The sequence below is a fragment of the Bacillus sp. DX4.1 genome (assembly GCF_030348195.1).
GTDB lineage: Bacteria > Bacillota > Bacilli > Bacillales > Bacillaceae_G > Bacillus_A.
Genome location: NZ_JAUCFT010000008.1, coordinates 142786 through 152500, shown reverse-complemented (window position 1 = coordinate 152500; position 9715 = coordinate 142786). Strand labels below are relative to the sequence as shown.

The 9715-nt window shown below is 38.0% G+C and carries 12 protein-coding genes; 2 read left to right on the top strand and 10 right to left on the bottom strand.

All coding sequences use genetic code 11. The features are described from left to right. The first annotated feature begins 199 nt into the window (after positions 1 to 199). Complete coding sequence (pdaB, locus tag QUF99_RS04220) at positions 200 to 964, top strand: polysaccharide deacetylase family sporulation protein PdaB (protein ID WP_289368754.1); 765 nt, start codon at positions 200 to 202, stop codon at positions 962 to 964. A 242-nt stretch (positions 965 to 1206) separates the two neighbouring features. Here pdaB and QUF99_RS04215 read toward each other — a convergent pair whose 3' ends face one another. Beyond that, on the bottom strand, positions 1207 to 1821 hold the full coding sequence (locus QUF99_RS04215; RefSeq protein WP_289368753.1) for a KinB-signaling pathway activation protein: 615 nt from the start codon (positions 1819 to 1821) through the stop codon (positions 1207 to 1209). A 138-nt stretch (positions 1822 to 1959) separates the two neighbouring features. On the opposite strand from QUF99_RS04215, the gene gerD reads away from it, so the two are divergent. Then, on the top strand, positions 1960 to 2577 hold the full coding sequence (gene gerD, locus QUF99_RS04210) for a spore germination lipoprotein GerD (RefSeq protein ID WP_289368751.1): 618 nt from the start codon (positions 1960 to 1962) through the stop codon (positions 2575 to 2577). 110 nt (positions 2578 to 2687) lie between these two features. Here the strand turns inward: gerD and QUF99_RS04205 are convergent, their stop codons facing one another. From QUF99_RS04205 to QUF99_RS04165, 9 genes are all read right to left on the bottom strand, one after another. Further along, positions 2688 to 3755, bottom strand: coding sequence for an Mrp/NBP35 family ATP-binding protein (locus tag QUF99_RS04205; RefSeq protein WP_289368750.1), 1068 nt, complete (start codon positions 3753 to 3755; stop codon positions 2688 to 2690). Between the two features lie 148 nt (positions 3756 to 3903). Then, the gene (cwlD, locus tag QUF99_RS04200; protein ID WP_289368749.1) at positions 3904 to 4617 is read right to left on the bottom strand and encodes an N-acetylmuramoyl-L-alanine amidase CwlD; all 714 of its coding nucleotides are present in this window, start codon (positions 4615 to 4617) and stop codon (positions 3904 to 3906) included. A 66-nt stretch (positions 4618 to 4683) separates the two neighbouring features. Continuing rightward, positions 4684 to 5112 (bottom strand): DUF2521 family protein, encoded by a 429-nt coding sequence (locus tag QUF99_RS04195; protein ID WP_289368748.1) that lies wholly within the window; start codon positions 5110 to 5112, stop codon positions 4684 to 4686. Between the two features lie 260 nt (positions 5113 to 5372). After that, positions 5373 to 5765, bottom strand: a complete 393-nt coding sequence (gene rpsI / locus QUF99_RS04190) for a 30S ribosomal protein S9 (RefSeq protein ID WP_000079986.1) — start codon at positions 5763 to 5765, stop codon at positions 5373 to 5375. 21 nt (positions 5766 to 5786) lie between these two features. Further along, positions 5787 to 6224, bottom strand: coding sequence for a 50S ribosomal protein L13 (rplM, locus tag QUF99_RS04185; protein ID WP_289368747.1), 438 nt, complete (start codon positions 6222 to 6224; stop codon positions 5787 to 5789). Positions 6225 to 6379: 155 nt separating this feature from the next. Then, complete coding sequence (truA, locus tag QUF99_RS04180) at positions 6380 to 7123, bottom strand: tRNA pseudouridine(38-40) synthase TruA (RefSeq protein WP_353958384.1); 744 nt, start codon at positions 7121 to 7123, stop codon at positions 6380 to 6382. Between the two features lie 14 nt (positions 7124 to 7137). Next, entirely contained in the window at positions 7138 to 7932 is a 795-nt protein-coding gene (locus QUF99_RS04175; RefSeq protein ID WP_289368745.1) for an energy-coupling factor transporter transmembrane component T family protein, read from the bottom strand. Beyond that, positions 7920 to 8801 (bottom strand): energy-coupling factor ABC transporter ATP-binding protein, encoded by an 882-nt coding sequence (locus tag QUF99_RS04170; RefSeq protein WP_289368744.1) that lies wholly within the window; start codon positions 8799 to 8801, stop codon positions 7920 to 7922. The genes QUF99_RS04175 and QUF99_RS04170 overlap by 13 nt, the downstream gene beginning before the upstream one ends. After that, on the bottom strand, positions 8777 to 9619 hold the full coding sequence (locus QUF99_RS04165; protein WP_289368743.1) for an energy-coupling factor ABC transporter ATP-binding protein: 843 nt from the start codon (positions 9617 to 9619) through the stop codon (positions 8777 to 8779). The genes QUF99_RS04170 and QUF99_RS04165 overlap by 25 nt, the downstream gene beginning before the upstream one ends. Positions 9620 to 9715 lie beyond the last annotated feature (96 nt).

Sequence of the window (9715 nt, the reverse complement as noted above, 5' to 3'; positions counted from 1 at the left end):
AATCAACTAAATAGCTACTTTCTCCTGCAAATCAATTTTTGACTATAAACTCACCAAAACTGTAAAAGACACACATTCCTGATATTTGCACTTTATCCTTCATTATATCCATTTCTTACGATATTAATCGCTCAGTTCTCTTTTCCTCTTTTCATGCATATAAGTAACTGAAAAGGATTGGACAAAGGGGCGGAACATTATGTTTTTCTTTTTTATAACGAGTAAACGTAAATTTAAGCATATCAGTTTAATTATTGTACTTTCCTTATTTACAGCTTGGCTTCTCTTCTTAAAAACGTATTCTCATCAATCTGCTTTTTCCACTGCTACTGGTCCAAAAGTTATTTACAAAGGCGATACAGCAAAAAAACAAGTTTCGTTAACATTTGATATTAGTTGGGGGGATAAAAGAGCTATTCCTATACTTGACACTTTACAAGAAAAACAAATTAAAAATGCCACTTTCTTCCTCTCCGCTGCATGGGCAGAGCGGCACCCTGATATTGTTGAGCGTATCATGAAAGATGGTCACGAAATTGGTAGTATGGGCTATAACTATAAAGATTACACTTCTTTAGAAGCAACTGAGATACGGAGGGACCTTTTACGCGCACAAGATGTGTTCACAAAGCTTGGTGTAAAACAAGTCAAGCTCTTGCGTCCTCCCAGTGGGAACTTTAATAAAACGGTTTTAAAAGTAGCAGAACCTCTTGGATATACAGTTGTACACTGGAGCAACAATTCAAACGACTGGAAAAACCCTGGTGTAGATAAAATCGTAACAACGGTCGCTAACAATTTACGAGGCGGGGATATCGTTTTACTGCATGCTTCCGATTCCGCACTACAAACAGATAAAGCACTACCACTACTCCTACAGAAATTAAAAGGAGATGGCTATGAACATGTATCTGTATCACAGCTTATTTCTAATACAAACGCGAAAAGTGAAGATATTAAATAAGACTTTCCATTAGAGTGAGATAAAGTGAAACTTTAATCAGTGAGGGTTTTCTTCATCCCCCGCTGATTATCAGCCCTCACCAATCGGGCTTTTACGGGCAGTTTATCCCCCACCTATCTTCTTTGGTTTCCTTAGAATCTTGGGGTAGGGGTATTACTGCCCACGAATAGCGGGATAAAACAAAGGGTACAACACTTTCATACGAAAAGTGTTGTACCCTTTTATTCTTCATTCCTATTCCATCAGCTCGTCGATTCACTTTTTTGTCCCACTAAACGATGCAATACAAGTAGCTGATACGCATTGCATAATAGTAACGGTATAACCATTAAATATAACCAATCTGTATCATTGATACGGAGCGCGGGTACCCATTCAAGAATTGTTACAACAACCATAAAGAACAAAGCCGGCACAAACGCCTTCCTATTTGTTTCTTTACTCTTTATATAAGCCACAATTGTTCCAAATACAAACAATACTCCAGCTACAAGAATGTTATTTCCAAGTGAGACGTTCCCATTTGCAATGAGTACAGATCTTAAATACACAAAATCAAATAACACAAACGCAATGAAAAAGAGCTGCACTGCGTTCCAAAGAGAGGATGATCGAAACATCCCTAACCCGAAACGATGAATTGTTAAATAAGCGAAAAAGCCCATTTGACTTATGACACTAAAAATGAACCCTACACCAAGTAGCCAAAATGAAATCATCAAAATTTCCTTACCGTCGAAATTTTGAAAAAATTTATCATACTTGTCCCACCCTAAAACAAAACCAATAAAGATTGTACTACTTCCACCAAGAAACAACGTCGTTAAAAATAGTCGTACCCATTTTCGGCTATTCACAACATATCCCCCATTATTTATATATTTCTACCTAAATTGTAACAATGGCAATTTCAAAAAGCTAGCCATGGACATGTATAAATTCCTTGAAGATATTTATATTAAAAAAGAGAACTGTTTTGAAAGGAGCTCCAGCTAATGAAACGGATGCTGCTCATTTTGTTTTTTTCCATCCTTCCTATTACACTTGTAGCATGTGCACAAGGAAAACAAGCAAAATCTGAGTTAGATTACGATCAGACAAAGAAAATGATTGTCGATATTTTAAAGACCGATCAAGGAAAAAAAGCGATTCAAGATGTATTAACAGACGAAAAAATGAAACAAGCACTCATATTGGATGAAAATGTAGTAAAAAAAACAATTGAAGATGCAATGGTATCTGACAAGGGACAACAATTTTGGGAAAAATTATTTAAAGACCCTGAGTTTGCAGCAAAGTTTGCAAAAAGTATGGGCAAAGAACAAACAAACTTAATGAAAACCTTATTAAAAGACCCTGAATACCAAGCTGGCGTTATAGAAATTATGAAAAATCCTGAAGTAGAAAAAATGATGCTACAAACGATGAAAAGTAAAGAGTACCGTCAATATTTACAACAAGTATTAACAGAAGCCACTGAAAGTCCACTCTTCCAAGCTAAAATGATTGATATTATTAGTAAAGGTGTCGAAAAAGCTACAAAAAGTGGTGGATCTGAGAAAAAAGCCGGCGGTGGTGGCGACTCGCAAGGAGGAAGTAAAGAACAGAAATAAATTGAAACTCCTATTTGTATACGCTTCATCTCATCCAAGAATTAGACCTTTACACATAAAGTGAAACTTTAATCAGCGGGGGTTTTCTTCATCCCCCGCTGATTAGAGGTTTATTTTTGTTCTACTGCTGTTCTTTCAATAACTCGCTGTGCAATTGTACGATAAATCGCGCCAATTCTATGCTCGCTATCATATACAGATGGTGCAAAATCTTCTTTATTCCAGTCTGGTTGTTGAAGCGGAATTCGACCTAATACAACTGTTTCCAGTTCTGTCGCTAGTTTGTCTCCTCCACCTTTTCCAAAGACATACTCTTTTTCACCAGTTACTTTACTTTCAAAATAAGCCATATTTTCAACAACCCCAAGAATACTATGCTCTGTACGCAAGGCCATTGCACCAGCACGAGCTGCTACAAAAGCTGCCGTTGGATGTGGCGTTGTTACAATAATTTCTTTACAAGATGGCAGCATAGAATGAACATCTAATGCTACATCTCCTGTACCTGGTGGCAAATCTAATACTAAGTAGTCTAAATCTCCCCATTCTACTTCCGTAAAGAAATGATTTAACATTTTACCAAGCATGGGTCCTCTCCAAATAACGGGTGCATTATCCTCTACAAAGAAGCCCATAGAAATTACCTTTACTCCTAAACGCTCCACTGGAATAATTTTATCGCCCCTTACGATTGGACGCTTTTCAATCCCCATCATATCAGGCACACTAAAACCATATATATCAGCGTCAACAATACCGACTTTTTTTCCTAAACGCGCTAATGAAACGGCAAGGTTTACAGAAACGGTTGATTTACCAACCCCACCTTTTCCGCTTGCTACTGCTAAAAATATTGTTTTAGAATGCGGTGATAGCAAAGATTGACTTTCTTGTTCTTCTTGCTGCGGGGCAAACTGTGCTAGCTCGTCCTCTGTAAATTCTGCAAACCGCAAGCCGACTGTCGCTGCTCCAAGCTCTTTTACAAGTTTAACAACAGCTGATTGCAATTGCATTTGTTCAGCAGTTCCTGTTTTCACAATCGCAATTTTAACGCTCACATGCTCTTTCTCAGGCTTTACAGTCACCTCCTGAATTGCATTTGTTTCTTTTAATGTTTTATGTAGAAACGGATCAGTAATCCCTTCAAGTGCTTCCACTACTTGTTCTTTCGTTACCATAATCAGCCCAGCCCCCTGTATGAAAAATAAAGTAATGTTAAATGTATTGGGTGTGTATCTTTACATTCCAAAAATAAATGCGTTTTCATTTCCAGTATAACATATTTTCGGAAAACTTCGTTAACGAGAAGGATTCAAAAAACCCCCCTTATTCAGGAGGATTTCCTTTTTCCGTAAAATAACGTAGTATTCCGCGATATATAGCTGCTGCTACCTTTTGCTGATATTTCTCTGAATTTAACATGTATCTTTCATTTACGTTTGATAAAAACCCAGCTTCGATTAAAGCGCCTGGTTTTTTGGCATGTTTAAGCAAATATACGTGAGAGATTGTTTTAGCTGAGCGATTCGTATTCTCTAAACTTATTCGTAGCTCAGCTTGGATATATTTAGCTACACGCTCATTCTCAATTAAAGACCGATAATAAAATGTTTGCGCCCCCTTTGAACCACCGCTTGGCAGAGCGTTTAAATGAATACTTGCAAAGAAATCTACATCGGGCTTATTGATAATTTCCACACGCTTTTTTAAGTCCTCTACTTTACGCCTACTATATCCTTTTGTATTTTTATCAGCTAAGTCATAATCTCCCTCTCGCGTTAAAATGACCAAAGCACCTTGCTCCTGTAAATAATCTTGTACCATTTTTGTAATTTCGAGAGTAATATCCTTTTCTACAATATCCTTACCACCAACTGCACCTCCATCTGGTCCACCATGTCCCGCATCTAATACAATGACCTTCCCAGACAAAGGTAAATTCCATGCTCGCCACGATTTGGTAATTTGAAACTCCTGTTTTACCAAGAAAAACAGTACAACTGCAGCTAACATGAAAGAGATAATTCGAATTCTCTTCATACCTTTCCTCCTCCAGCTAGTCCCTCTAATTACTTATATGGGACAAGAGGAAAGTTTATGCTTTTCTTAATGTAGCTTTAGGCGATATCTTCGCTCACCTTTTTCATACCCTTCACGCCACCACGAGCTAATAAAGCGTTGGCAGGATTCATATAATATTTCTTCTTCACTTGATTCTATATCCTGCAAGGTGGCGCTCGTTAAAAAGTGAAACAGCATTTCTGTTAATTGCTGTTCTTCCTCTAAAGATCTATACTTCACATCAAAAACAGATTCTCCATAATAGCCAAACTTACTATATCTCGCTCCTAATAAGTACGACTCAATTCCTAGTTCAATACAATAATCTTCATATTGACGATGTAACTCTTTCATACAGAAAGCATCTCGAATATTTGATCGCAAAGTTTTTAACGATAATTCCCGAAGCATCTTTCTTTCATACTTTAACTGCTTTTCTTTTTGTTTTTCTTGTAGGCTAACAATGACATTCATAGTACTTATAAACCTCCCTAATATGTATTAGTCTAAACCTCTAAAGGTGAAGCATACGTAGGAAGACAGCACTAAATTATTCCAAACACTGTAGATTATATAAGGAAACATGTTGCGAGGAAATAAGGAGTGTTTATTTCGATTAATGAGGCTACTTATTCTATAAAGTAAAACTTTAATCAGTAGGGTATTACTGCACGTTAATGCGGGATAAAATAAAAAAACCCCAGCCAATAGGCTGAGGTTGTAGTTCGCAAAAATTAACGTTTTGAGAACTGAGGTGCACGACGTGCGCCTTTAAGACCGTATTTTTTACGCTCTTTCATACGTGCGTCACGAGTTAATAGACCTGCACGTTTTAATGTTAGACGGTATTCTGGATCAGCTTTTAGTAAAGCGCGAGAAATACCGTGGCGGATTGCACCAGCTTGACCAGTGTATCCACCACCATTTACGTTTACAAGTACATCGTAGTTACCTAAAGTTTCTGTTGCAACTAGAGGTTGTTTCACTACTTCACGTAATGCAGCAAATGGGATGTAGTTTTCAAAATCACGACCGTTAATGATAACGCGTCCTTCGCCTGGAACTAGGCGTACGCGTGCTACTGAACTTTTACGACGTCCAGTACCATAGTATTGTACCTGTGCCAAAGTAAGCCCTCCTTTAATTAATTATCCGCGAAGTTCGTAAACTTCTGGTTTTTGTGCTTGATGTGGATGCTCTGCTCCAGCATACACGTTTAATTTTTTAGACATTTGACGACCTAAGCGTCCTTTTGGAAGCATGCCTTTAATTGCAAGCTCTAACATTTGTACAGGGTATTTTGTACGCATTTCTAGAGCTGTTCTTTGTTTAAGTCCACCTGGGTGATTTGTGTGACGGTAGTAAATTTTATCGTTTAATTTATTACCTGTTAAGTGAACTTTCTCAGCGTTAATAATAATTACATGATCACCAGTATCAATATGTGGTGTAAATGTTGGTTTGTTTTTACCACGTAAAATGGATGCTACTTCAGTAGCAAGGCGACCTAAAGTTTTATCTTCAGCATCAACCACATACCATTTACGCTCAACTTCGTTAGCTTTTGCCATAAAAGTCGTACGCATTTGTTTCCCTCCTACTCGCTATCTTTTCCATAGAAAAAATCTATTGTTTATCTTAAACACGATTTCCTTCCGGGGCTAATCGTGGTTTTAGAAACAATACCATATGTTATGATATCCTTTTGAGTTTCTAATGTCAAGCAAATGTTACACCAGGATTAGTTGTTATAGTTTACCTGCCATAAGTAAAGCCCATGACCCGGTACCATCTTCCCAGCAAAACTACGGTCTTGTTTTTTTAAAATGTCTGGGATGCTTTCAGGAGCAATCCTCCCTTGACCGACGCTAAGCAGCGTACCGACAATAATTCGAACCATATTATACAGAAAACCATTCCCAACAAAGCGAAAGACTAGCTCATCGCCTTGCTCCATCAAATCTATTTCATAAATTGTTCGCACTTTATCTTTTTTGTCAGTTTTTGCCGAACAAAATGAAGTAAAATCATGCGTTCCAATAAAATAAGGAATCGCTTTTCGAATAGCTTCTATTTCCAGTGCATATGGATGCTGATATACGTAATGTCTACGAAATACATCAGCCGTTTTGGATAATAATACACGATAGCGGTATTCTTTTTTCTCAACACCGTAGCGCGCATGAAAATCCTCTGTTTTTTTCTCCACCTGACGCACAATAACATCATCCGGAAGCATTGTATTTAAGGCATTCATCCATTGCCTTTCTGCAAGTGACAATGGTGTATCAAAATGAATAACTTGTCCTTTTGCATGAACAGTAGAATCTGTCCTTCCGGAGGCCTGAACACGAATAGCTTCTCCCTTATGCACCTTTTGCAAAGCTTTCTCTATTTCTTGTTGAACAGTACGATGCTGTGGTTGAATTTGATAACCACAAAAATTGATGCCATCATATGCAACTGTACATTTTATTCTTTCCATTTCTCTATTCTCCATTACGACCGCACCCATACTAACATGCACGCTAAGCAAAATAAACTCATTATTGTTAACGTATCACTTGTTTTCCAGCGCAGCTGCCTAAATTTTGTACGTCCCTCACCGCTTTGATAGCCACGTGCTTCCATTGCAATCGCTAAGTCCTCAGCACGCTTAAAGGCACTAATAAAAAGCGGTACAAGCAAAGAAATGACCGCCTTCAATCGATCTTTTATCGGACCACCAGCAAAATCAATACCACGGGATGCTTGTGCTTTCATAATTTTGCTCGTCTCATCCATTAATGTTGGAATAAAACGAAGAGAAATAGACATCATTAATGCGATTTCATGAACAGGAACTTTTATACGTTTTAATGGCTTTAACAACGTTTCTATCCCATCCGTAATTTCAATCGGTGTTGTGGTTAGCGTTAATAATGTTGTCATTAAAATAATGACAAAGAAGCGTACCGAAATATAAATCCCTTGCTCTAATCCTTTTTCGTGTATCGAAAACCAACCAAGCTGGAAAAGTACATCCCCTTCTTTATTTGTAAAAATATGTAGGAAAAATGTAAAAAGAAAAATCCATAAAATTGGTTTTAAGCCCGAAAGCACATAACGAATCGGCACTTTTGCAAAAAATAAAGCAATGAGTGCATATAAAAATAAAAGCCCATATGAAATCACATTATTTGCTAAAAAGACAACAAATACATATAAAAAGACCATTAACAGCTTCGTACGAGGATCAAGTTGATGAATGAGTGATTGACCTGGAATATATCTCCCAATAATCAACTGCTGCATGATTCACGACCACCTTTTCGTAGCACCTGTACAACTTCATGAGTTAGATCCTCTAAAGATAAGGTCGCCTTCGGAATGGAGACACCAAGCTTCTCTTCAATTGCACGTTTATACTTTAAAGACATCGGAAGAGACACGCCGATTTGTTCTAATTCATCTGCATGTGAAAATACTTCCTCTGCTGTTCCTTGCAAAAAGACCGTTCCTTTATGCATGACGACAATTTGATCTGCATACTTCGCAGCATCTTCCATATTATGTGTAACAAGGATCACTGTCAGGCCTTGCTCCTTATGAAGGTGATAAAACATCTCCATAAGCTCATGCTGACCTTTTGGATCAAGTCCGGCTGTTGGTTCATCCAGTACCAATACCTCAGGTTCCATCGCTAGTACACCAGCTATCGCAACACGCCTCATCTGTCCACCGCTTAACTCGAATGGAGACCGTGCTAATAATTCAGGATCCAGACCTACTAGCTCGATCACATCTCTTGCCTTTTGCCTTGCCTCCTCTTTGGATACTCCAAAGTTTGAGGGACCAAAGCAAATATCCTTCTCAACTGTTTCTTCAAACAGCTGATGCTCAGGAAACTGAAAGACAACCCCAACTTTTTTTCGAAGAGGCTTTAACTTTTTTTCTTTCTTTTGTGAGGAGATCAAGTGTTCTCCAATTTGGACTGTACCCTTTGTCGGCTGCAATAAACCGTTTAAATGTTGGATCATCGTCGATTTGCCTGAACCAGTATGACCGATAATGGCGTAATATCCCCCACTCGGAAACGACACGTTTACATCATAAAGTGCGCGTCTTTCAAATGGAGTTTTATATTGATAACGATGCTCTACTGTTTGGAATGTAATCTCCAAAGTTCGTTCACCAAGCTTTCCATTGTAAGATGCGTATTTTGTAGTGGAATTTCATTTCTTTTTAATAATTCTGCTATTTTCACCGAGAATGGTACATCTAATCCGATTTCTTGAAGCATATGAGAGGACCTAAAAATTTGCTGTGGTGTCCCTTCCTCTAATATCTCTCCCTGATTTAAAATGATAATGCGGTCTGACTGTGCAGCTTCCTCCAAATCGTGTGTAATCGACAATACGGTAATACCTTTTGTATCAACAAGTTGCCTTACTGTCTCCATCACTTCACGACGTCCTTGTGGATCTAACATAGATGTCGCTTCATCCAATATTAAAATAGATGGTTGCAAGGCTAATACGCCTGCAATCGCAACACGTTGCTTTTGCCCACCTGATAACGAATGAGGTTCTTCATTCTGAAACTCTTCCATTCGAACAAGCTGCAATGCCTGATTCATTCGCTCTATCATTTTTTCCCGTGGCATTCCGATATTTTCAAGTCCAAATACAACATCATCTTGCACTGTTGTTCCAACAAATTGATTATCAGGATTTTGAAATACCATCCCAATTTGCTTTCGAATTTCCCACACCGTTTCTTCAGATAGAATCATACTATCATTTACAGTAACTGTTCCTGATTCCGGTAAAAATAAACCGTTTAATAGTTTTGCCAGTGTAGACTTCCCTGAACCATTTTGTCCAATAACAGATACCCATTCTCCCTCATATAGGGAGATTGATACGTCTTTTAACGCGTAAGAAGTTACACCTGGATATTGAAATGATATGTTTTGTGTACGAAGTTTCTCTTTTTTCAATCCAAGGCACCCTCTTTCGTTCTTGAATCAAGCTGATCTATTTTCTATATTGAAAAAAAAAGGGCCATGACCAGTTACTTGAAAAGAACTGTCCTG

What these genes read in the sequence shown, in the direction of transcription:
- pdaB (WP_289368754.1), top strand. Translation starts at nt 200, where the DNA reads ATGTTTTTCTTTTTTATAACGAGTAAACGTAAATTTAAGCATATCAGT.
- gerD (WP_289368751.1), top strand. Translation starts at nt 1,960, where the DNA reads ATGAAACGGATGCTGCTCATTTTGTTTTTTTCCATCCTTCCTATTACA.
- QUF99_RS04205 (WP_289368750.1), bottom strand. Translation starts at nt 3,755, where the DNA reads ATGGTAACGAAAGAACAAGTAGTGGAAGCACTTGAAGGGATTACTGAT.
- cwlD (WP_289368749.1), bottom strand. Translation starts at nt 4,617, where the DNA reads ATGAAGAGAATTCGAATTATCTCTTTCATGTTAGCTGCAGTTGTACTG.
- QUF99_RS04195 (WP_289368748.1), bottom strand. Translation starts at nt 5,112, where the DNA reads ATGAATGTCATTGTTAGCCTACAAGAAAAACAAAAAGAAAAGCAGTTA.
- rplM (WP_289368747.1), bottom strand. Translation starts at nt 6,224, where the DNA reads ATGCGTACGACTTTTATGGCAAAAGCTAACGAAGTTGAGCGTAAATGG.
- truA (WP_353958384.1), bottom strand. Translation starts at nt 7,123, where the DNA reads ATGGAAAGAATAAAATGTACAGTTGCATATGATGGCATCAATTTTTGT.
- QUF99_RS04175 (WP_289368745.1), bottom strand. Translation starts at nt 7,932, where the DNA reads ATGCAGCAGTTGATTATTGGGAGATATATTCCAGGTCAATCACTCATT.